Origin of the sequence: Nocardia sp. GCM10030253 (assembly GCF_042675075.1) — a bacterium.
Classification (GTDB): domain Bacteria; phylum Actinomycetota; class Actinomycetes; order Mycobacteriales; family Mycobacteriaceae; genus Nocardia.
The window spans coordinates 201,928-226,809 of sequence record NZ_JBHTDL010000009.1 but is presented as its reverse complement, the minus strand read 5'-3'; the positions used below and the strand labels follow the sequence as shown (position 1 = coordinate 226,809).

The 24,882-nt window shown below is 67.3% G+C and carries 2 protein-coding genes; both read left to right on the top strand.

Annotation, left to right across the window (positions count from 1 at the left end; translation table 11 throughout):
• The first annotated feature begins 52 nt into the window (after positions 1 to 52).
• On the top strand, positions 53 to 8,452 hold the full coding sequence (locus ACFQZZ_RS21725) for an SDR family NAD(P)-dependent oxidoreductase (RefSeq protein WP_378683647.1): 8,400 nt from the start codon (positions 53 to 55) through the stop codon (positions 8,450 to 8,452).
• Positions 8,449 to 24,882 carry a type I polyketide synthase gene (locus tag ACFQZZ_RS21720; protein ID WP_378683644.1) on the top strand — a complete coding sequence of 5,478 codons (16,434 nt, stop codon included), beginning with the start codon at positions 8,449 to 8,451 and terminating at the stop codon, positions 24,880 to 24,882. Before ACFQZZ_RS21725 ends, ACFQZZ_RS21720 begins: the two co-directional genes overlap by 4 nt.

The following is a 24,882-nucleotide window of genomic DNA, read 5'->3' as shown; positions in this document are numbered from 1 at the left end:
ACGTATTCCCTTGGTGTCGAATGTTTCTGGTGAGTTCGCTGGTAACGAGCTTATGGACCCCGCCTATTGGGTCGACCAGGTGCGTGCGGGGGTGCGGTTCGCACCGGGTATCCAGGCGCTCGTCGACGCGGGTGTGCGTCGTTTCTTGGAGCTGGGCCCGGATGCCGTTCTGGCGGCGATGACTCGGCAGTGTTTGCCTGAGGACTCCGAATTGCGCTCGCTGGTGGCTGCGGCGGGTCGGCGCGGTATCGATGAAGCCGAGCAGTTCCTGACCTTCCTGGCCGCCGCGTACACCTCAGGTATCGATGTGACCTGGGACGATCTGTTCGCCGGGCGTTCGGTATCGCGAGTGTCGTTGCCTACCTATGCATTCCAGCATCAGAGGTTCTGGTTGGAGCCTGGCTCGGATTCGAGCGCGGCCGGGTCGTTCGATCATCCGCTGTTGACCGGCGTGGTGCCGGTCGCGGGCAAAGACGAATGGCTGTTCACCGGCCGGTTCTCGTTGCGTACCCATCCGTGGATCGCCGATCACATGACCTATGGCGTGGTGGTTCTCCCGAGCGCGACATTGGTCGAATTCCTGCTCGTGGCGGGCGGCCGGATCGGCTGCGGCGTCGTCGACGAGCTCACGCTCGAGGCGCCGATCCTGCCGTCGGACGACCGGGACATCGAGCTGCAAGTGCTGGTACAGGAGCCGGACCAGACGGGACGCCGACAGTTCAGCTTCTATTTTCGTGCCGTCGTGGACGGCGCGGGGGAGTGGATCCGCAATGCCACCGGCGCGCTGGCAGCCGAATGGCATGGCGGTGACGCGCTGCTGGAACAACTTCGAGACGAGGCGTGGCCGCCCGCCGACGCCGAACCCGTTGCTACGAGCTGGATTCCGGAGCAGATCGCGACCGGTTCCGGGCTCGAGTACGGGCCCGCGTTCATCGGTGTCGAGGCCGCGTGGCAGCGCGACGACGCGGTCTTCTCGGAGATCACGCTCGACGTCGCGGCGGCGCCGGAACCGGGGCGGTTCGACCTGCATCCGGCACTGCTCGACCTGGTGATGCATGCTGGCCTCGCCTGTCTGGTCTGGCGGGATCAGGACGGCAACCCCGAGGCGGGCAGGCTGCTGTTCCGCTGGGGTGGCGCACGATTGCACTCCACGTCGAAGGTGACGTCGTTGCGCGTGATCGCGGTGGCCACCGGCGCCGAGACGATCTCCGTCGCGGCGGTCGACGACTCGGGCAACCCTGTCGTGTCCGTCGACGCGGTCGTCATGCGGCCATACGACGTCAAACAGTTCCGCAGCACGCTTCCCGGTGACGACGCCGCACTGTTCGACGTGGACTGGGTCGCGGTGTCGTCGGTACCCGCCGCAACACCCGCGCACCGGCTCGCGGTGCTCGGGTCGCCGTCGGTGACCGGGATCGAGGCGCGATACTCCGGCCTCGCCGATCTTGCCGCGGCCGAAACGATCCCCACCGCGGTGGTGTGGCATCCCACCGGGTTGGCCACTGCGCAGGACACTCCGGCGGCCGGGGTCGAGCAGGCGCGGGCGGTGCTCGCGATGTTGCGTGCCTGGCTGGCCGAGGAACGCCTGGCCGACACCCGGTTGATCGTCGTGACCCGTGGCGCCGCAGGTCTTGCCGGCGAAGCGCCCCGACTCGCCGCAGCGGCGGTGTCGGGGTTGGTGCGCAGTGCCCAATCCGAACACCCGGGGCGGTTCATCCTCATCGACGACGATCCCGCGGCGAATTCGGTCGATTCGAACCGGGTGGCCGCGATTCTGGATATCGATGAGCCCCAGATCGCGGTGCGGGCCGGCGCACTGCTGATGCCGCGGCTGACGCGTACGGCCACGACCCCGACGAGCGCTACCAGGCCCGCGTTCGGAACGGGGACCGTGCTCATCACCGGTGGCACCGGCGGACTCGGCGCGCTGATGGCCCGCCACCTGGCGACCACGCATGGAGTCGAGCGGCTGCTGCTGGTCTCGCGGCGTGGCCCCGCGGCGGACGGGGCGGCGCAGCTGGTGAAGGAGCTGGCCGAACTGGGCGCTCATGCCCGGGTGGCGGCCTGTGATGTGGGCGACCGGACGGCGTTGCAAACTCTGCTGGACACGATCGATCCCGAGTCCCCGCTGAGCGGGGTGGTGCACGCGGCGGGGGTGCTCGACGACGCCACCGTACAGACGCTGACCGCCGAACAACTGGATCGGGTGTTCGCGCCGAAGGCCACCGCCGCATGGCACCTGCACGAGCTGACCCGCGGCATCGACCTGTCGGCGTTCGTACTGTTCTCCTCGGTCGCCGCGGTAATCGGTTCGCCGGGACAAGGCAACTACGCGGCCGCGAACGGCTTCCTCGACGCACTTGCGCGGCACCGCGAAGTCGAAGGGCTGCCCGCGGTTTCGCTGGCGTGGGGTCCGTGGAACCAGGACAGCGGAATGACCGGCGGACTCGGCCGGGCCGGGCTGGCGCGGTGGGAGCGGCTCGGCCTGCACCCGCTCGACGAGGTGGCGGGGCTGCGGTTGTTCGATGCCGCGATCGACCACAGCGCGGCGCGGCTGGCGCCGATCCGGTTCGATGCGAACGATCTGCGGCGCGAGGCGCAGGCCGGTGCGGTCCCGTCGGTGCTGCGCGGATTCATTCGGCGAACCCTGCCCGCGACGTCGGCGTCCGCGGGTTCGCTCGGTGCTCGGCTGGACCAAGTACCGGAGCCACGGCGTGCCGGGGTGGTGCTGGATCTGGTGCGTGAGCACGCGGCCGCGGTGCTCGGCCATGGTTCGGCCGATGACATCAGATCGGATCAGGGCTTCGACGAGCTCGGTTTCGATTCGCTCGGCGGTGTGGAGTTCCGCAACCGGCTGGCCAAGGCCACCGGACTGTCGCTGCCCTCCACGTTGGTGTTCGACTACCCGACCGCGGCGGCAGTGGCCAAGCTGGTGCTGTCCAGGATCGAGGGCGCGGGCACGCAGACGCGGCCGGCGCCGCGCCGAACTCGAGTGGACGAGCCCATCGCCATCGTCGGAATGAGTTGCCGGTACCCCGGTGGTGTCGAATCACCCGAGCAGCTCTGGGATCTCGTCGCTTCCGGCACCGATGCGATCGGCGGGTTCCCGGCCGACCGTGACTGGGACCTGGAGCGACTGTTCGACCTCGACCCGGATAAGCCGGGCACGGTCTACACCCGTGGCGGCGGATTCCTGTACGACGCAGGAGATTTCGACGCCGGGTTCTTCGGGATCAGCCCGCGCGAGGCATCGGCGATGGATCCGCAGCAACGGCTGCTGCTGGAGGCATCGTGGGAAGCGTTGGAGGACGCGGGCATCGACCCCGGTGTACTGCGCGGCAGCGACACCGGTGTCTTCGCGGGCGCGTGCTCCTCCGGATACGACAGCCGTGTCACCGGTGATCTGGAGGGGTTCCACCTCACCGGCACCACACACAGCGTGATCTCCGGTCGGGTCGCCTACGTGTTCGGCTTGGAAGGGCCCGCGGTCACCGTGGACACCGCGTGCTCCTCATCGCTGGTCTCTCTGCACCTGGCCTGCCAGGCGTTGCGCCAGGGCGAGAGCTCGCTGGTGCTCGCAGGCGGGGTCACGGTCGCGGCCAGCCCTTATCTGTATAAGGATTTCGCGCGGCAGCGCGGTCTGTCCCCGGACGGCCGGTGTAAGGCGTTCTCGGCGTCGGCCGACGGTGTCGCCTTCTCCGAAGGCGTCGGTGTGCTTGTGCTGGAGCGACTTTCGGATGCGCAACGCCTCGGGCACACGGTGCTGGCGGTAGTTCGCGGTACGGCGGTCAATCAAGACGGCGCCAGCAATGGTCTGACCGCGCCGAACGGTCCGTCCCAGGAACGGGTGATCGCGCAGGCGCTGGCCAATGCCGGGCTCGCCGCCGCGGATGTCGACGTGGTGGAAGCGCACGGAACCGGTACAGCGCTCGGCGATCCGATCGAAGCACAGGCCTTGATCAGCGCGTACGGCGGTCAGCGTGCGGAACCGTTGCGGATCGGCTCGATCAAATCCAATATCGGCCACACCGTCGCCGCCGCCGGTGTGGGTGGTGTGATCAAGATGGTGCAGGCGATGCGCCACGAAACCCTCCCTGCCACTTTGCATGTCGATGCCCCATCGCCGCATGTCGATTGGTCCGCTGGCTCGGTGCGGTTGCTGACCGAGCAGGAGCGGTGGCCCGCCGGGGGCCGTGTGCGCCGGGCCGGTGTGTCCTCGTTCGGCGTCAGTGGCACCAACGCGCACGCGATTCTGGAGGAAGCACCCGCGCCGCGACCGAAGGCGCAACCCGCCGCCGACGGCCGGACTTCGACCGTGGTGCCTTGGCTGGTGTCGGCGAAGAGCGAGGCCGGTTTGCGGGCGCAGGCGGGTCGGCTCTACCGGTGGCTGGCGAATCACCCCGATGCGGATCCGGTGGATATCGGCTACTCCCTGCACAGTTCGCGCGCGCAGTTGGAATGGCGCGGAGCCGTCGTCGGGCGCGACCGCGACGAGATGGTTGCCGGGCTGGCCGCGCTCGCCGAGCCCCGCCCGGGATTGCCGACCGGTGTGCTCGACGGGATCGTCGGTTCGGGCAGGACGGCGTTGTTGTTCACTGGTCAGGGTGCGCAGCGGGTCGGTATGGGTGCTGGTCTGTATGAGGCGTTTCCGGTGTTCGCGGCGGCGTTGGATGAGGTGTGTGCGCAGCTCGATCCGTTGCTCGGTCGCTCGCTGAAGGAGTTGATGTTCACCGAGGACAGCGAAGGGAGGCTGGATCGGACGGAGTTCACGCAGCCTGCGTTGTTTGCGTTCGAGGTGGCGTTGTTCCGGTTGGTGGAGTCGTTCGGTGTCATGCCGGATGTGTTGATCGGCCATTCGATCGGTGAGCTTGTCGCCGCGTATGTGGCCGGAGTCTGGTCGCTGTCGGATGCGTGCAAGCTGGTGGCGGCGCGTGGTCGTTTGATGGGTGCGCTGCCGGTGGGTGGAGCGATGCTTGCGGTGGCGAGCTCTGAGGAGCAAGCGCGGGCAGCCGTGGCTCGATTCGATGGCCGCGTGTCCATCGCGGCGGTGAATGCGCCTGGTGCGGTGGTGCTTTCCGGTGATGAGGAGGCGATTGCCGAGATCGAAACCGTGCTGGTGGGGGAGGGGCGTAAGACGACCCGGTTGCGGGTGAGTCATGCGTTTCATTCGGCGCGGATGGAGCCGATGCTGGCGGACTTCGAGCGGGTGGCCGAAAGCCTGCTCTACCTCGCACCACGAATTCCCTTGGTATCGAACGTATCCGGCTCCATTGTCGGCGACGAGCTGATGGACCCGCAGTACTGGGTTGACCAGGTGCGTGCCGGGGTGCGGTTCGCGCCGGGTATCGAGGCGCTGGTCGATTCGGGTGTGCGCCGATTCTTGGAGCTTGGCCCGGATGCCGTGTTGGCCGCGATGACTCGGCAGTGTTTGCCCGAGGAAGCCGAAGCGCGGTCGCTGGTGGCGGCCGCGGGTCGGCGCGGGCAGGACGAGGCTGCTCAGTTCGTGACGTTCCTCGCCCGGATCCACACCCAAGGCGTCGAGGTGACCTGGGACGAACTGTTCGACGGCCGCAACGGCTCACGAGTTCCCCTGCCCACCTACGCATTCCAACGCCAGCGGTACTGGCTGCCGTCGGCTTCCGATCCGGACATCGCGAACGGGGCATCGGACCATCCATTGCTCACCGGCGTGATGCCGGTCGCGGGCCGGGACGAGTGGCTGTTCACCGGCAGCCTCTCGCTGCGGACCCATCCGTGGATCGCCGACCACACGACCTACGGCGTGGTGCTGGTCCCCAGCGCCGCGCTGATGGAACTCCTGCTCGTCGCAGGCGGCAAGATCGGCTGCACCGCGGTCGACGAGCTCACCCTCGAGGCTCCGGTCCTCCCCTCGGAGGACGGCACGGTTCACCTGCAGGTCGTGGTCGAAGAGCCGGACGAGCTCGGACGGCGTCCGTTCACCTTCTACTTTCAGGTCTCCGCCGACGGCGCAGGCGAATGGATTCGCAATGCCAGCGGTGTGCTGACCAGTGCACGGCCGGCGGACCACCCACTGGTGGAGCGGCTCCGTCGCGAGCAATGGCCGCCGATCGGGGCGGAACCCATTGATACCGAATGGATTCCGGCACAGGTGGCCAGGGCGGCCGGGCTCGAATACGGCCGGTCGTTCATCGGGGTCGACGCTGCCTGGCAGCGTGGTGACACCGTGTTCTCCGAGATCACGCTGAATGCCGCCGCGGATCCTGGGCGGTTCGAGCTGCATCCCGCGCTGTTCGACATGGTGATGCACGCCGGACTCGCCTGCCTGGTCTGGCCGGACCAGGACAACAACCCGGCCGAGGGCCGACTGCTGTTCCGGTGGGGCGGGACCCGGTTCCATGCGGTGTCGGGGGCGACCACACTGCGTGTCATCGCGGTCACCAAGGGCGATGAGGCGATCGCCGTCGCGGCCGTCGACGATGCGGGCAACCCGGTCGTCACCATCGACGAGGTCGTCATGCGTTCCTACGATGTCGAGCAGTTCCGAGGGACCCTGTCCGGCGGCGGTCGTGCCGCCCTGTTCGATCTGCGCTGGACCACAGCGCCGGCCCCGCGGGCGGATCGATTCGACGGCCGGATCGCGGTACTCGGTTCGGCACCGGTCGCCGGTATCGAGGAGCGGTACCCGGACCTGGCCGGTCTCGCCGCGGCGGATCGGGTACCCGATGTGGTGGTGTGGTGCGGGGACGACTGGCCCACCGACGGCGCGGTATCGACGCGCGACGGTACCGATGTCGCCGTGGCGACTCATCACCGAGTGCGGTCGGCGCTGGGGATGTTGCGGGCCTGGCTCGCGGAGGACCGTTTCGCCCGGTCACGGCTTCTGGTCGTCACCGACAATGCGATCGGGCTGCCCGGCGAGCTACCCGATCTCACTGCGGCGGCGATATCGGGCCTGGTGCGAACCGCTCAATCCGAATACCCGGGGCGCATCATCCTGCTCGACCGGAATGCCGCGACCGGCGACGGCTTATCGGCGGATATGGTGCTGGCCGCGCTTGCCGCCGACGAGCCGCAGCTCGCGGTGCGCGCGGACATGCTGCTGATACCGCGACTGGACCGGCTCGCCGCGGCGGCACAAGCGAGTCCGGCACTCGCGGCGGGGACGGTGCTGATCACCGGCGGTACCGGCGGGCTGGGGGCCGCTGTGGCTCGCCATCTGGTCATCCGGCACGGGGCCCGGCGGTTGTTGCTGGTCTCGCGGCGCGGCGGACAAGCCGATGGCGCCACGGAATTGGTGGCGGAGCTTGCCGAGCTCGGTGCGGAAGCCCGGGTGGCGGCCTGCGATATCAGCGATCGCGCGGCGCTTCGTGTCCTGCTCGCCTCGATACCTGCCGAGCATCCGCTGACCGGGGTGGTGCACGCGGCGGGCGTGCTCGATGACGGCACCGTCCAGACGCTGACCGCCGAACAGGTCGATCGAGTGCTGGCGCCGAAGGTCGACGCGGCATGGAATCTGCACGAGCTGACCAGGGACGCCGGGCTTTCGATGTTCGTGCTGTTTTCCTCGATCGCGGGCTTGCTCGGATCGTCGGGGCAGGGCAACTATGCCGCGGCGAACTGCTTCCTGGATGCGCTCGCCCTGCGTCGGAATGCCGAAGGACTAGCGGCGGTTTCGCTCGCCTGGGGTCCGTGGAATCAGGGCAGCGGGATGACCAGCGGTTTGGGTACGGCCGGCTTCGCCCGATTGGCGCGAATCGGGTTGCATCCACTCGATCCGGTAGACGGCTTGCGGCTTTTCGACCAGTCGCTGATCGCCGGAGTTCCGCTGCTGGCTCCGCTGCACTTCGACGCGAACGAGCTGCGGTTGGAGTCGCACGCGGACACCATGCCTGCCGTGCTGCGTGGCTTCGTGCGCAAGCCGATGCGCGCTGCAACGAATTCGGCTGTCTCACTGAGCTTTCGACTGGAAACAGTGCCTGAGGCCAAGCGGGTCGGCGTGGTGCTCGACCTGATTCGGGAGCATGCCGCGGCGGTACTCGGACATGGTTCGATCGATGACATCAGGCCCGATCAGGGCTTCGACGAACTCGGTTTCGATTCACTCGGTGGGGTCGAGTTCCGTAACCGGCTGTCCAAGGCGACCGGCCTGCCATTGCCTTCGACGCTGGTGTTCGACTATCCGACCCCGACCGACATGGCCGAATATCTGCATCGCCGAGCAGCGCAGCCGATCTACCCGGAACCGAAGGTCACGGTACACGACGACCTCGCGCACCTGGAGGCGATGCTCGAGCGCATCCTCACCGAGGGGCGCGATAACGACGCCACCGTCACCGGCCTACGGGGAATCAGCGAACGACTGCGCTCCTACCTCGCCGAGAACTGGTCGGTGAGCGAGTACGAAGAGTTCGAATTCCATTCCAACAGTGAGCTTTTGGATTTGATTGACGAGGAGTTCGGTCCAGCATGAGCAATGAGGAAAAGCTCGGTCGTTATCTGAAGAAACTCACCGGAGATCTGCGCGCCGCCAACAAGCACATCCACGATCTGCAGGGCCGAGCCAAGGAGCCGATCGCGATTGTCGGGATGAGCTGCCGGTATCCCGGTGGCGTCGAAACACCCGACCAATTGTGGGAACTCGTTGCGAGCGGCACCGATGCGGTCGGTGCGTTTCCCACCGACCGTGGTTGGGATCTGGATCGGCTGTTCGATCCCGATCCGGACAAGCCGGGTACGGTCTACACCCGCGAAGGCGGGTTCCTGGACGCGGCAGGCGATTTCGACGCGGGGTTCTTCGGCATCGGGCCCCGGGAAGCCGCCGCGATGGACCCGCAGCAGCGGCTGCTGCTCGAAGCCTCGTGGGAGGCACTGGAGGACGCCGGGATAGATCCGATGTCATTGCGCGGCAGTGACACCGGCGTGTTCGCCGGGGTCATCCACCAGGACTATGGGCATCGGGTCGGTTCGGGTGTCATGTCGGCCGAGTCGGAAGGTCATGCCTTCCTGGGTGTTTCGGCCAGCGTGCTGTCGGGACGGATCGCCTACACGTTCGGTTTCAAGGGTCCCGCGCTCTCGGTGGACACCGCCTGTTCGTCGTCGCTGGTTGCCCTGCATCTGGCCTGCCAGGCGCTGCGCCAGGGGGACACCTCGCTGGTGCTGGTCGGCGGGGTCACCGTGATGTCCGACCCGACCCTGCTCATCGCGTTCGGGCGCCAGCGTGCCCTGTCACCGGATGCGCGCTGCAAGGCCTTCGCGGCGGCGGCGGACGGTACCGGCTTCTCCGAGGGCCTCGGATTGCTGGTGATCGAACGATTGTCGGATGCGCAGCGCCTCGGCCACCGCGTGCTCGCGGTGATCCGCGGCAGCGCGGTCAACCAGGACGGCGCAAGCAATAGGCTGACCGCGCCGAACGGTCCCTCACAGGAACGCGTGATCACCCAGGCGCTGGCCAATGCCGGCCTCGGGCCCGCTGATGTGGACGCGGTGGAAGCGCACGGCACCGGCACAACACTGGGTGACCCGATCGAGGCCCAGGCCTTGATCGCGACCTATGGCCGCGACCGCGGCGAGGAGCCGCTGCGGCTCGGGTCGATCAAATCGAATATCGGGCATACCTCCGCCGCCGCGGGCGTCGGCGGTGTGATCAAGATGGTGCAGGCGCTGCGCCGCGAAACCTTGCCCGCCACACTGCATGTGGACCAACCGACGCCACACGTGGATTGGACCGCCGGGTCGGTGCGGTTGCTTACCGAGAGCGAGCCGTGGCTCGCCGGGCCGCGTATCCGAAGGGCCGGGGTTTCCTCCTTCGGCGCCAGCGGCACCAACGCGCACGTAATTCTGGAAGAGGCTCCGGCAGCGACCGAGCCCGCCATGGTGTCGCCCGCGGTGCCGGGGACAACGCCCTTGCTGGTGTCCGCGAAAACCGAAGCGGGACTGCGTGCGCAGGCAGGCAGGCTGCGGCAGTGGCTGCTGGAACGCCCCGAACTCGGTGTACCCGAGGTGGCGTCGGCGCTGCTGACCACGCGCGCCCAACTGGAGTGGCGCGGCGCGGTGGTGGCCGCCGACCACGGCGAAATGCTCGCCGGACTGGCCGAGCTCGCCGAACCGGATGCGGCCGGGGTGATCGACGGCGTTGCCGTAGGGCGTGCCGTATCGCGCAAGGTCGCCTTCGTCTTCCCAGGACAAGGCAGCCAGTGGGCGGGAATGGCGGTCGGTCTGCTGGAGGCGGGCGGCCCGTTCGCCGAATCGATGGCAGCCTGCGAGGCGGCGCTGGCGCCATACCTGGACTGGTCGTTGACGGCGGTGCTGCGGGGTGCGGCAGGAACGCCGTCGCTGGACCGGGTCGATGTGGTGCAGCCGGTGCTGTTCGCGGTGATGGTGTCGTTGGCCAGGCTGTGGCAGGCCAACGGGGTCGAGCCGGACGTGGTGGTCGGTCACTCGCAGGGCGAGATCGCCGCCGCCTGCGTATCCGGAGCGTTGTCTTTGGCCGACGCCGCCCGAGTCGTCGCGTTGCGCAGCCGCGCGGTGGCCGACGGGCTGGCCGGTCTCGGTGCGATGTCGTCGGTCGGACTCGACGAGCAGGCGGTGCGGGCCAGGCTGGCCCCGTTCGGTGAGCGATTGTCACTGGCCGCGGTCAACGGACCGACACAGACCGTGGTATCCGGGGACCTCGATGCCATGGAAGAGTTCCTTGCCGTCTGCGAACAGGACGGTGTGTGGGCGAGGCGCATTCCGGTCGACTATCCGTCACATTCGAAAGCCGTTGAGCGGCTACGTGATCGACTACTCGAGGAACTGGGGCCGATCCGCCCCGTCGCGGCTTCGATACCGTTCTTCTCCACCGTGTACGCGGACTACATCGACACCACCACGTTGGACGCGCGGTATTGGTATCGGTCGCTGCGCGAGCAGGTGCGTTTCGCCGAGGCCACCCAGGCGCTGATGAAGGCCGGGATCACCGGTTTCATCGAAACCAGCCCGCATCCGGTGCTGACGGTAGGCGTCGAGGCCACCGCGGAGTCCGTCGGTCTGGCCGAGCGGGTCAGCGTGATCGGCTCGCTGAAACGGCAGCATGGTGGTCCGACTCAGTTCGCCGCCGCGCTGGCGCAAGCGCACACCGTCGGTGTGCCCGTGCGGTGGGCGACAGCGGACACCGCCACGCCGGTATCGACCGTGGCACTGCCGACGTATGCCTTCCAGCGGCAACGCTATTGGGTCGATACCCAGCATGCTGGTGGCGGGGCAGGCGATGTGACGCAGGCGGGGCTGGTGTTCCCTGATCATCCGTTGCTCGGGGCGGCAGCGGAACTGGCAGGCCGGGACGAGTGGTTGTTCACCGGCCGGATCTCGCAGCGGACCCAGCCATGGCTGGCCGACCACGCGGTATTCGGCACAGTGGTCGTGCCTGGTACGGCACTGCTCGAAATGGCTTTGTGCGCAGGGGAGAAGCTCGACTGCGCGATGGTCGAGGAGATCACCTTCCAGGTGCCGCTGGTTGTCGAGGGCGATCGGGCGATCGAGGTCCAGGTTGCGATCGGCGGGGCCGACGACCGTGGTCGCCGGTCGCTGGCGGTGTACTCGCGTGCGGACCTCGGCGAACACTCGACCGCATCCCGCGAGAGTGGTTCGGGCGAGTGGATTCTGCATGCGGGCGGCGTGCTGGCTCCGACCGCAGCCGCCGAGGCGCCTGCGTGGGACGGCGCGGACTGGCCGCCGCAATCCGGGGAGCCGGTGGACGGCGAGGTGCTCTACGACCGGTTGGCGGGCATGGGATTCGGCTACGGCGCGGCATTCCAAGGCGTTGCCGCCGCCTGGCAACGCGGTGACGAAGTGCTCGCCGAGGTGTCGCTGGATGAGGCGACCGGTGCGGAGGCCGCCCGGTTCGGTGTGCACCCGGCTTTGTTCGACGCGGCCCTGCACGGCCTGTGTCTGCTCGGTGCATGGGAGCCGGGGCGGTTGCCGTTGCCGTTCTCCTTCACCGGAGTTCGCCTGTATCGGTCCGGTGCCGACGCGGTGCGGGCCAGGATCGTCCGGACCGGGAACGACCGGGTGCGGATCGAAGCTGTCGATGACACCGCAGCGGTGGTATTCACCATCGATTCGCTGCTGACCCGCCCGATCGACGCGCATTCCCTCGACGCCGCGCACACGGACAGCGGCCGTTCGCTCCACCGCCTGTTGTGGATAGCACCGCCATCGTCCACAGCCAGGGGTGAATCCGCCGTGTCGCGGATGGCGACATTCGGAGCGGTGGCGCTGCCCGGAATCGATCGGCACTACCCGGATCTGGCGTCCCTCACCGTGGCGATGCGGGCTGAAGACGTCGAATCGGACGCCGGACCCGAGGTGGTCGTGTGGACCATCGATGACAGACAAGCGACCGACGACACTGCCGGGTCCGATGTCGCGGAAGTGGTGCGCGAACGCGTGCACTCGGTGCTCGCGACACTGCGCGAATGGCTGGCCGAGGCTCGATTCGCGCAATCGCGGCTGGTCGTGCTGACCGCAAACGCGGCGGGCCTTTCCGGTGAATCCCCCGATCTCGCCGCGGCCGCGGTATGGGGGCTGGTGCGCAGCGCCCAATCCGAACACCCGGGCCGGATCGTGCTGATCGACCGCGCCGGTGCACCGGCGGAGGGTGCCGTGCTGTCGGACGGTGCCGTGCTGTCGGACAGCGGGGTGCTGTCGGCGGAGGTCGTGTCCAGGGTTCTCGCGCTGGACGAGCCTCAGCTCGCGGTGCGGGCGGACGGCGTGTTGGTGCCGCGGCTCGACCGAATGCCCGTACCGGCTCAGCCAGCCGAGCTGTCGTTCGGGGCTGGCACGGTGTTGATCACCGGCGGTACCGGTGGGCTGGGTGCGGTCCTCGCCCGGCATTTGGTCGTGGTCCATGGTGTGCGGCACCTGCTGCTGGTGTCCAGGCGTGGCGAGCGGGCCGAAGGCGCGGCCGAACTGGTGGCGGAGCTGACCGGGCTCGGCGCTCATACTCGAGTGCGTGCCTGCGACGTTGGCGACCGAACGGCGTTGCGGGGACTACTGGACGAGATTCCGGCAGAGCACGCCCTGACCGCCGTGATCCACTCGGCGGGTGTGCTCGATGACGGCACCATCGCGACATTGACCGGGCAGCAAGTGGATCGGGTGCTCGCACCGAAAGTCGATGCGGCGCTCAATCTGCACGCCCTGACCGTCGACTGTGACCTGTCGGCATTCGTCGTCTTCTCCTCGGCGGCGGCCTTGCTCGGCTCGCCGGGGCAGGGCAACTACGCGGCGGCCAATAGCGTCCTCGACGCGCTGGTGCAACGCAGACGCAGCGCCGGATTGCCCGCGCTGTCGTTGGCATGGGGTCCGTGGTCGACCCGCAGCGAGATGACCGGCGGCCTCGGGCGGGCCGGTTTCGCTCGGTTGGAGCGATTGGGGTTGCGTCCACTCGATGCCGAGCACGGACTGCGCCTGTTCGACGTGTCCATGGCAGCAGGCGAATCAATGCTTGCCTGTGTCGAATTCGATCGGGCGGCGTTGTCGACCCAGGCGCGGGCGGGGTTATTGCCCGCAGTCCTGCACGGCCTCGTCTCGGTCCCGGCGCGCCGGGCCGGGATGACGGGCGCCTTGGCACGCACACTGCTGTCGACCCCGGCGCAGGAACGCGACGCGGTCGTGGTCGAATTCGTGCGCGAGTATGCCGCGGCAGTGCTCGGTCATGCCGCTGCCTCGGCGATCGACCCCGAGATACCGTTCACCGCACTGGGTTTCGATTCGCTCGGCGGCGTGGAGCTGCGCAATCGGCTCGCCAAAGCGACCGGCGTCGCGTTGCCGTCGACGTTGGTTTTCGACTATCCGACCGCGACCGCGGTGGCAAAGCTGATACGGGCAAGGATCGAAGGATCGGGAGCGGGCGCGGCCAGCCCGCGAGCGTCGCGTCGGGTGCGGATGGACGAGCCGATCGCCATTGTGGGGATGAGCTGCCGGTATCCCGGCGGTGTCGAATCACCCCAGCAGCTGTGGGATCTCGTTGCCGCGGGCACCGATGCGATCTCGGGATTTCCGACCGATCGTGGCTGGGACCTGAAGCGGTTGTTCGATTCGGATCCGGATAAGCCGGGCACCGTTTATGCCCGCGAGGGCGGGTTTCTGTCGCAGGCAGGCGATTTCGATACCGGATTCTTCGGAATCGGACCGCGCGAGGCCTCGGCGATGGACCCGCAGCAGCGGCTGTTGCTCGAAGCGGCATGGGAAGCGCTGGAGGACGCGGGAATCGATCCGCTATCGGTGCGCGGCAGCGATGCGGGCGTGTATGCGGGTGCGTGTTCGTCGGGCTACGCCGGCCGAGTCCGTGGCGAGCTGGAAGGGTTCCGACTGACCGGAACAACGCACAGCGTGATCTCCGGTCGGGTGGCCTACACCCTCGGTCTCGAGGGACCGGCGATCACGGTCGATACGGCGTGTTCGTCGTCGCTGGTCGCTCTGCACCTGGCCTGCCAAGCATTGCGCCAGGGCGAGAGCTCGTTGGTGCTGACCGGTGGGGTCACGGTCGCGGCCAGTCCGGACATATTCGTGGATTTCGCCCGGCAGCGTGGTCTATCGCCGGATGGGCGGTGCAAGGCGTTCTCGGCATCGGCCGACGGTGTCGCGTTCGCTGAAGGCGTCGGTGTTCTTGTGCTGGAGAGGCTTTCGGATGCCCAACGGCTGGGGCACAACGTGTTTGCGGTGGTGCGCGGTAGCGCGGTCAATCAGGACGGGGCCAGCAATGGTCTGACGGCGCCGAATGGTCCTTCACAGGAACGAGTCATCGCCCAGGCCCTTGCCAATGCGGGTATCCGTGCCGAAGACGTGGACGCGGTGGAGGCACACGGTACCGGTACGGCACTCGGTGATCCGATCGAGGCGCAGGCCCTGATCGCTGCCTACGGCCGCGAACGTGCGGAGCCGCTGCGGATCGGTTCGATCAAATCCAATATCGGGCACACGGTTGCCGCGGCCGGTGTGGGCGGTGTGATCAAGATGGTGCAGGCGTTGCGCCACGAAAGCATCCCCGCGACTTTGCATGTGGACGCGCCATCGCCGCATGTTGATTGGTCCGCGGGCTCGGTGCGGCTGCTGACCGAGAGCGAACCTTGGCCTGCCGGTGGGCGGACGCGGCGCGCGGGTGTCTCCTCCTTCGGGGTCAGCGGCACGAACGCACACGTGATTCTCGAGGAGGCACCTGCTCCGCCGGTATCTACGACCGAAGCAAAGACAGCCCTTGAACCATCAACGGCGGTAGCCGATTCAGCAGTTGTGCCTTGGATTGTGTCGGCGAAGACCGAAGCAGGTTTGCGCGCGCAGGCAGGTCGGCTGCACCGGTGGCTGACGCAGCACGCGGACGCGGAACTGTTGGATGTCGGGTATTCGCTGGTGCATTCGCGAGCGCAGTTGGAGTGGCGTGGTGCGGTTGTTGCTGGTGATCGTGATGGCCTGTTGGCTGGTCTTGCTGAGCTTGCTGCTGGTTCGACTGTTTCTGGTGTGGTCGAGGGCTGTGTCGGTTCGGGTAAGACTGCACTGTTGTTCACTGGTCAGGGTGCGCAGCGGGTTGGTATGGGTGCTGGTCTCTACGAAGCATTCCCGGTGTTCGCGATGGCACTGGATGAAGTCTGTGCCGAGTTCGACCCGCTGTTGGGGTGCTCGCTCAAAGACCTGATGTTCGCCGGACACGCCAGTAGCGGCGGTGCTGAGGACAGTGCCGCGAGCGACGGACTTGCCCGTGGCAGTGCTGAGAACGGAGCTGCAGGCGATGGATTCGCCGAGGGTGGTGACGAAAACGGCGCTGCGGGCGATGGATTTGGCGGGGGTGGTGACGAAAACGGCGCTACAAGTAGCGGATTTGCCGGGGGTGGTGCTGTAGGTGACGGGTTCGCCGGGGGTGGTGCTGAGAACGGTGCTATAGGTAACGGGTTCTCCGGGGGTGGTGCTCGGAATGGCGCCGCTGGTCGCGGGTTCGCGAGCGCGGTTTTGGATCGTACGGAGTTCACGCAGCCTGCGTTGTTTGCGTTCGAGGTGGCGTTGTTCCGGTTGGTGGAGTCTTTCGGTGTCGTTCCGGATGTGTTGATCGGGCATTCGATCGGTGAGCTTGTTGCGGCTCATGTGGCTGGTGTCTGGTCTTTGCCGGATGCGTGCAAGCTGGTGGCGTCGCGTGGTCGGTTGATGGGTGCGCTGCCTGAAGGTGGGGCGATGCTTGCGGTGGCGATCGATGAGGACCAAGCACAGGAAGTCATTGCTGGTCGCGGCGATCGTGTATCGCTGGCGGCGGTGAATGCGCCTGGTGCGGTGGTGCTTTCCGGTGATGAGGAGGTGATTGCCGAGATCGGGGCCGTGCTGGTTGCGGAGGGGTGTAAGACGATCCGGTTGCGGGTGAGTCATGCGTTCCATTCGGCGCGGATGGAGCCGATGCTGGCGGAGTTTGCGCGCGTCGCTGAGGGACTCACCTATCAGTCCCCACGTATTCCCTTGGTGTCGAACGTTTCTGGAGAGCTCGCCGGTGATGAGCTGGTGGACCCCTCGTACTGGGTTGGTCAGGTGCGTGCGGGGGTGCGGTTCGCGTCGGGCATTCAGGCGCTGGCCGATTCAGGTGTGCGCCGGTTCTTAGAACTGGGCCCGGATGCGGCGCTGGCGGCGATGACTCGGCAATGCTTGCCCGAGGAAGTCGAGTCACGGTCGCTGGTGGCCGCGGCGGGGCGGCGCGGGCAGGACGAGGCTTCTCAATTCGTTACGTTCCTGGCTCAGGCGTATGCGGCGGGGGTCGGTATCGAGTGGGACGTGCTGTTCGCAGGCCGATCGCCATCGCGAGTGTCTCTGCCTACCTACGCATTCCAACACCAGAGGTTCTGGCTGGACCCTCGTCCGGATTCGAGCGCCGCAGGGTCGTTCGATCATCCGTTGTTGACCGATGTGGTGCCGGTGGCGGGCAAAGACGAGTGGCTTTTCACCGGTCGGCTGTCACTGCACACTCATCCATGGATCGCCGATCATGCCGTGTTCGGTGCGGTGTTGTTGCCGGGCACCGGTTTTGTCGAGCTCGCCCTGTCCGCTGGAGCCCATCTCGGGGTTGCGGCGGTCGAAGAGTTGCTGGTCGAGGCTCCGCTGACGCTCGACGCCGACGCGGCGGTGGACCTTCAGCTGACTGTCGGACCCGCCGATGGCGTGGGCCGCCGCGAATTCTCCATTCACTCGCGTGCCCAGGGGGTTTCGCCGCCGTCCGACGCCGACACGGATGAGTGGGTGCGGCACGCGAATGGCGTGCTGGCCCCCCGCGACGAAATCGCACCGGCATGGGAGGACGAGAACTGGCCGCCAGCCGCGTCCGAGCAGGTGTCCGCCGAGGCGCTGTATGACCAATTGGCGGACTTGGGTTTCGGCTACGGTGCGGTATTCCAATGTGTGACGGCGGCCTGGCGTCGCGGCGCGGAGGTCTTCACCGAGGTCTCGCTGGATGAGGCGACCGCACCGCAGGCATCCCGGTTCGGCATCCACCCCGCGCTCCTGGATGCGACCCTGCACGCGGCGATCGAGAGTCTCGCCGCAGACATGTCGCAGGGCCGGGTACCGCTGCCGTTCTCGTTCGCCGGAGTGCGGCTGTATCGCGCCGGGGCGGCGGTGGTGCGGGCCCGGATCAGTCGAATCGGCGCCGAAAAGGTGCGGATCGAGGCCATCGATGACACCGGAGCCGTGGTGCTGGCTCTCGACTCACTCCTCGCGCGCCCGGTCGATGCGCAGACCTTGGACATCGCCCGCTCCGACGGTTCGGGTACTCCGTTCGAACTGCGTTGGCTTACGGCTGAATCCGTCGAAACGCCGGACGAACCAGCAGGTCGGCTCGCCGTGCTCGGATCGTCCGTCATCGCGGGGATCGACGAGCGTTACCCGGACCTGAACGATCTCATCGCGTCGGCGGCCGACAACGGACTACCCGACGCGGTGATCTGGTCTGTCACCGGATCGATCGAGGACAACCTGACGGCGGCAGCCGATGTCGCCGTCGCTACCCACGATCGCGTGCACGCGGCCCTGACGATGGTGCGCGGATGGCTGGCCGAGGATCGCTTGGCAGGCACTCGGCTGGTCGTGTCGACCCGCAATGCCGCGAGCTTGCCCGACGAAGCGCCCGACCTGACGGGTGCGGCGGCCCTGGGGCTGCTGCGCAGCGCGCAGTCCGAGCACCCCGGCCGAATCACGTTGATAGACCACGATATCGACACTGTTTTGTCCGCGGACACCGTAACGGCGGCGCTCGGCGTCGACGAGCCACAGGTGGTGCTGCGAAACGGGACGCTGTTGGTGCCGCGACTTGCCCGGATGGGCCGGACCGCGCCTGATGCGGAGCTGTCGTTCGGAAATGGCACGGTGCTGATCACCGGCGGCACCGGCGGACTCGGCGCTCTGGTGGCTCGGCACCTCGTGACGGCACATGGGTCGCGGAATCTGCTACTGGTGTCGCGCCGTGGCGAGCGCGCCGAGGGCGCCGCCGAGTTGGTTGCCGAGCTGACCGGCCTCGGTGCCACAACCAGGGTGGCAGCCTGCGATGTCGGTGATCGGGCAGCTGTCGAAGCATTGTTGAACGACATCCCCGCGCAGGCGCCGCTGACCGCGGTGATCCACACCGCGGGCGTTGTCGACGACGCGACCATCGAGACGTTGACCGCCGAGCAGGTGGATCGGGTGCTTGCGCCCAAAGTTGACGCCGCGCTGATCCTGCACGAGCTGACTCGGGAGCACGACCTGTCGGCCTTCGTCTTGTTCTCCTCTGTGGCGGCCGCCCTCGGCTCGCCAGGGCAGGGCAACTACGCCGCCGCCAACGGGTTCCTCGACGCGCTCGCGCGCCTACGGGCCACTGCGGGCTTGCCCGGCGTGTCAGTGGCCTGGGGTCCGTGGAACCAGGACAGCGGTATGACAAGCGGTTTGGGCCAGGCCGCTCTGGCCAGGTTCCAGCGTCTCGGATTCCGACCGCTCGGCAATGCGGCAGGACTTGCGCTGTTCGACCGCGCGCTGACCGCGGCCACGGCAGCGGTGGCAGGCGTCGAGTTCGATACGCCGGCCTTGGCGATCCGTGCCCGGGCGGGATCGTTGCCCAGTGTGTTGCGGACGGTGGTCTCGGTGCCCGCCCGGCGCGCGAACAATGCGGGCGCGCTGGCACAGCAACTCGCTTCGGCCCCACAAGACAGGCATGACTCGTTGGTGCTCGGGTTTGTTCGCGAGCACGCCGCGGCGGTGTTGGGGCACGCGTCGGCAGAGGCGATCGATGCGCGAGCGCCGTTCAACGAGTTGGGTTTCGATTCGCTGGGTGGGGTGGAGTTTCGCAATCGGTTGGCGAAAGCGACCGGGCTGCAACTGCCTTCGACGTTGGTGTTCGACTACCCGACCGCGACGGCGGTGGCGCAGCTGGTGCGTGCACGTATCGAGGGTGCGAGTGCGAACACACGGCAGGTCAGCCGTCGGGTGCGAGTGGATGAGCCGATCGCGATCGTTGGCATGAGTTGCCGGTATCCCGGTGGTGTCGAATCGCCTGACCAGTTGTGGGATCTGGTGGCCTCAGGAACCGACGCGATCGGTGAGTTTCCTGGCGACCGTGGCTGGGATCTGGACCGGTTGTTCGATCCTGACCCGGACAAGCCCGGCACCGTTTATACCCGTGAAGGCGGATTCCTCACTGGGGCGGCCGATTTCGATGCCGGTTTCTTCGGAATCGGCCCGCGCGAGGCCGCGGCAATGGATCCACAGCAGCGGTTGCTGCTGGAAGCCTCCTGGGAAGCGTTGGAAGACGCCGGGATCGACCCCGTGTCATTACGTGGCAGCGACACGGGTGTTTTCGCCGGAGTCATGTATCAGGACTATGAGCACACGGCACGATCCGCCGCCGCAGCCGCTGAGGGCTATCTGGCGACCGGCTCGGCGGGCAGTGTGGTGTCGGGTCGCGTGGCGTACTCGCTGGGTTTGGAAGGCCCAGCGGTGACGATTGATACCGCGTGTTCTTCCTCGCTGGTGGCATTGCATTTGGCATGCCAGGCGCTGCGTCAGGGCGAAAGCTCCCTGGTTCTGGTCGGTGGCGTGACGGTGATGTCGACGCCGTTGCTGTTCGTGGAGTTCTCCCGCCAGCGGGGTTTGTCTCCGGATGGCCGGTGTAAAGCATTCTCGGCGTCCGCGGATGGTGTCGCTTGGTCTGAGGGTGTGGGTGTTCTCGCGGTGGAGCGCCTTTCGGATGCGCAGCGACTCGGGCACAACGTATTGGCGGTGGTGCGTGGCAGCGCGGTCAATCAAGACGGGGCCAGCAATGGGTTGACGGCTCCGAATGGTCCCTCGCAAGAGCGGGTGATCGCACAAGCGTTGGCCAATGCGGGTGTGCGCGCGGCTGATGTAGATGTCGTCGAGGCGCACGGCACCGGTACGACACTGGGTGATCCGATCGAGGCGCAAGCACTGATCGCCGCCTACGGCCAGGATCGCGATGAGCCGTTGCGGGTCGGGTCGATCAAATCCAATATCGGTCACACGCAGGCGGCCGCCGGTGTCGGTGGGCTCATCAAGATGGTGCAAGCCCTCAGACACGAAACCCTCCCCGCGACCTTGCATGTGGACGCGCCGTCGCCGCACGTGGATTGGTCCGCCGGTTCGGTGCGATTGCTGACCGAGCAGGAGCCGTGGCTCGCGGGTGGGCGGGTGCGTCGTGCCGGTGTGTCCTCGTTCGGGATCAGCGGGACCAACGCCCATGTGATCCTCGAGGAAGCGCCGATCCGAACGGCGGTCGAATCATCGGGCACCGCAGGCTCGTTGGCGATTGCGCCGTGGCTGGTGTCGGCGAAGACCGAAGCAGGTCTACGGAAGCAAGCGGACCGGCTGCATCGCTGGCTCATCGACCATCCGGCTGCGGAATCGGCCGATATCGCACATTCGCTGGTGCATTCGCGGGCGCAGTTGGAGTGGCGCGGGGCGGTTGTCGCCGGTGATCGTGATGGCCTGTTGGCCGGTCTTGCCGAGCTTGCCGCTGGTTCGACTGCCGCAGGAGTAGTCGACGGCAGTGTCGGTTCGGGTAAGACCGCACTGTTGTTCACCGGTCAAGGTGCGCAGCGGGTCGGGATGGGTGCTGGTCTCTACGAGGCATTCCCGGTGTTCGCGGCGGCGTTGGATGAAGTCTGCGCTGAGTTCGACCCATTGTTGGGGCGCCCGCTCAAAGAGCTGATGTTCGTCGGGCACGCCAGTAGCGTCAGTGCCGAGAACGACACTGCGGGTGACGGATTCGCCGAATCGATATTGGACCGGACGGAGTTCACGCAGCCCGCGTTGTTCGCGTTCGAGGTGGCATTGTTCCGGCTGGTCGAGTTCTTCGGCGTCACACCCGATGTGTTGATCGGGCATTCGATCGGTGAGCTCGCGGCTGCGTATGTGGCCGGAGTCTGGTCCCTGCCGGATGCGTGCAAGCTGGTGGCGGCGCGCGGCCGTTTGATGGGGGCGCTGCCCGAAGGTGGGACGATGCTTGCGGTCGCAACCTCCGAAGACCAGACACACGAAATGATCACCGAGTTCGAGGGTCGAGTATCGATCGCGGCGGTAAATGCGCCTGGTGCGGTCGTGCTTTCCGGCGATGAGGATGCTGTCGCCGAGATCGAAACCCGTCTGGTCGGGGAGGGGCGTAAGACGACCAGGTTGCGGGTGAGTCATGCGTTCCATTCGGCGCGAATGGAGCCGATGCTCGCGGACTTCGAGCGAATCGCCGAGCTGCTGACCTATTACGAGCCACGAATTCCATTGGTATCAACGGTGTCCGGAGAGCTCGCAGGTGCGGAGTTGACCGATCCGAGGTACTGGGTCGGTCAGGTGCGCGCGGCCGTGCGGTTCGGACCCGGCACCCGGACGCTCATCGAAACGGGCGTCCGTCGTTTCCTCGAGCTGGGCCCGGATGCGGTGCTGGCAGCAATGACTCGGCAATCCTTGGCCGAGGACATCGAATCGCGGTCGCTGGTGGCCGCGGCCGGTCGGCGCGGTGTGGACGAGGCGACGCAGTTCGTCACCTTCCTGGCTCGAGCGCACAGCGCTGGCGTTCGCGTGACATGGGACGCGCTGTTCACGCGTCCGCCGGGCTCACGGGTTTCGCTGCCCACCTATGCGTTTCAGCACCAGCGATACTGGTTGACACCAGGGCCGGACACCCACATCACTACGGGAGCGGCAACGGGTCATCCATTGCTCACCGGTGTGATGTCGGTAGCGGGCAAGGACGAGTGGCTGTTCAGCGGTCGGCTGTCACCGCGCACCCAGCCGTGGATAGCCGATCACGAGGTATTCGACGCGGTGTTGTTGCCGGGTACCGGATTCCTGGAGCTGGCGTTGACCGCAGGCGAGCGATTGGGTGTGGCGGTCGTCGAGGAATTGCTGCTCGAAGCGCCCATGGTGTTCGACGGTCACCGGGTGATCGAGATCCAGTTGAGTGTCGGCGTCGTCGACGATGAGGGGCGACGCCTGTTCTCGATCCACTCTCGACCCGAGACCGAGGAACCTGACGCGAACGAGTGGGTGCTGCATGCCACCGGCGTGCTGGCCGCCGATGACACCGTGGTGCCGACGCCCGCACGCGAGAGCTGGCCGCTGCCGGCCGCCGAAGCCATAGACGCGCAATCGATGTACGAGCGGCTGGCGGAACGAGGATTCGGCTATGGGCCCGCGTTCCAGGGTGTGACCGCGGTCTGGCAGCGTGGTGACGAGGTCTTCGCGGAGATCTCGCTGGATGAAGTAACCAGTGCGCAGACGGGATTCGGCATTCATCCCGCGCTGTTGGACGCCTGCCTGCACGCGGTGATCGAGCCGCTGGCCGCGGATCTGCCGCAAGGCCAACTGCCATTGCCGTTCTCGTTCGCAGGCGTGCGATTGTTCCGGGGTGGCGAGGCATCGGTGCGCGCCAGAGTGAGTCGCACCGGTCCCGACAGTGCCAGGATCGAGGTCGTCGACAGCGCCGGTTCGGCTGTGCTGACGGTTGATTCGCTCGCGGCGCGCCCGGTGGGCACCCAGGCACTGGATGCCCTGCGCCCAGGCCACCGCGGCACAGTGCTTGGCGTGGAGTGGGTGGAGATCGCCCGCGGCGCGGCATCCGCGTCGAACTCGATGGCGGTGCTCGGTTCCGTGCCGGTCGACGGCATCGAACGCCATTATCTCGAACTGGCGGAACTTGTCGCGGCCGAGGATATTCCCGATGTCATCGTGTGGCGCGGCGATGGTGCCGACCCCGCCGAGGCGGACACGGCCGTCAACACGCGTCAGCGTGTGCACGCGGCCCTCGGCACGGTGCGAGCATGGCTGGCCGACGAGCGGCTGGCGCAATCTCGACTGGTGGTCGTCACCGGCAACGCCGCAGGGCTGCCGGGTGAGTCACCCGATCTGGCCGCTGCCGCGGTATCCGGACTCGTTCGCAGCGCTCAGTCGGAGAACCCGGGTCGTATCGTGCTGATCGACCATCAGGCCGACCTGAGCGCGCAAGCCCTGTCGGCCGCATTGAGTTCCGATGAGCCGCAGCTCGCGGTCCGCGGCGACAGTGTGCTCGCGCCGCGCGTGGCACGCACCGGCGCGGCAGCTGGTGAAGGGGTGTCGTTCGGGAACGGGACCGTGCTGATCACAGGTGGCACCGGTGGGCTCGGCGCCGTGATGGCCCGCCATCTGGCCACCACGCACGGGGTGCGACGACTGCTGCTGGTGTCCAGGCGCGGTCCGCAGGCTCCCGGTTCCGGCGAGCTCGTCGCGGAGCTGGCCGAGCTGGGCGCCGACGCGCAAGTGATCGCGTGCGATGTGAGTGACCGCGGCGCGCTCGGCGCGCTGCTCGATGCGATACCGGCCGAATATCCGTTGACCGGCGTGATTCATGCGGCCGGTGTGCTCGACGACGGCACGATCGACACGCTGACCACCGAGCAGATCGACCGGGTGCTCGCACCGAAAGTCGATGCGGCACTGAACCTGCACGAGCTGACTCGCGACCGCGAGCTGCGGGCGTTCGTGTTGTTCTCCTCGGCCGCGGCACTGCTCGGCTCCCCGGGGCAGGGCAACTATGTCGCGGCGAACTGCTTCCTGGATGCGTTGGCGCGCCTGCGCCGCACCGAAGGACTTCCCGCCCTCTCCCTGGCGTGGGGTCCGTGGCACCAGCAGACCGGAATGACCGGCGGGCTCGACCCGGCCGGGCTTGCCAGGCTGGAACGGTTGGGTATGCACGTCCTGAGCGATGTGGAGGGGCTCGCGCTGTTCGACCTGGCCATGGTTGCGGGCGACACGATGTTCGCCGGGGTCAGATTCGACAAGGCCGCGCTGTCGATCCAAGCCAAGGCCGGGTTGCTGCCCAGCGTGCTCGGCAAACTCGTCTCCGCTCCGGCCCGGCGCACGGCAGACCGGAGTGGAATCTTCGCGCAGCGACTCGCCGCCATGCCCGAGGAAGACCGCGACGCGGCAGTGCTCGGCTTCGTGCGTGAGCATGCCGCCGCGGTGCTGGGACATGCGTCGGCCGAGGCCATCGATGTCGATGCGCCGTTCAACGAACTCGGGTTCGATTCGCTCGGCGGCGTGGAGTTCCGGAACCGGCTGGCCAAGGCGGCCGCCGTGCGGCTGCCGTCGACATTGGTTTTCGACTATCCGACCGCCTCGGCGGTGGCGAAGCTGCTGCGGTCTCGGATCGAGGGTGCCGGGCCAACGGTGCTGATCGACGAGCAGCTGTCCTCGCTTCGGTCATTGCTCGACGCGATGCCGTCGACCAACGAGAAGGCACGCCTCGCGCGACAGATCCGGGCACTCGTCGCGGAGGCGCTCGACGAGCGGGAATCGGGTGCCCAGACCGCGGCGGCGGTGGAAGCGGCCACCGCCGACGAAATATTCGCGCTGATCGACAACCAAATAGCCGGATAA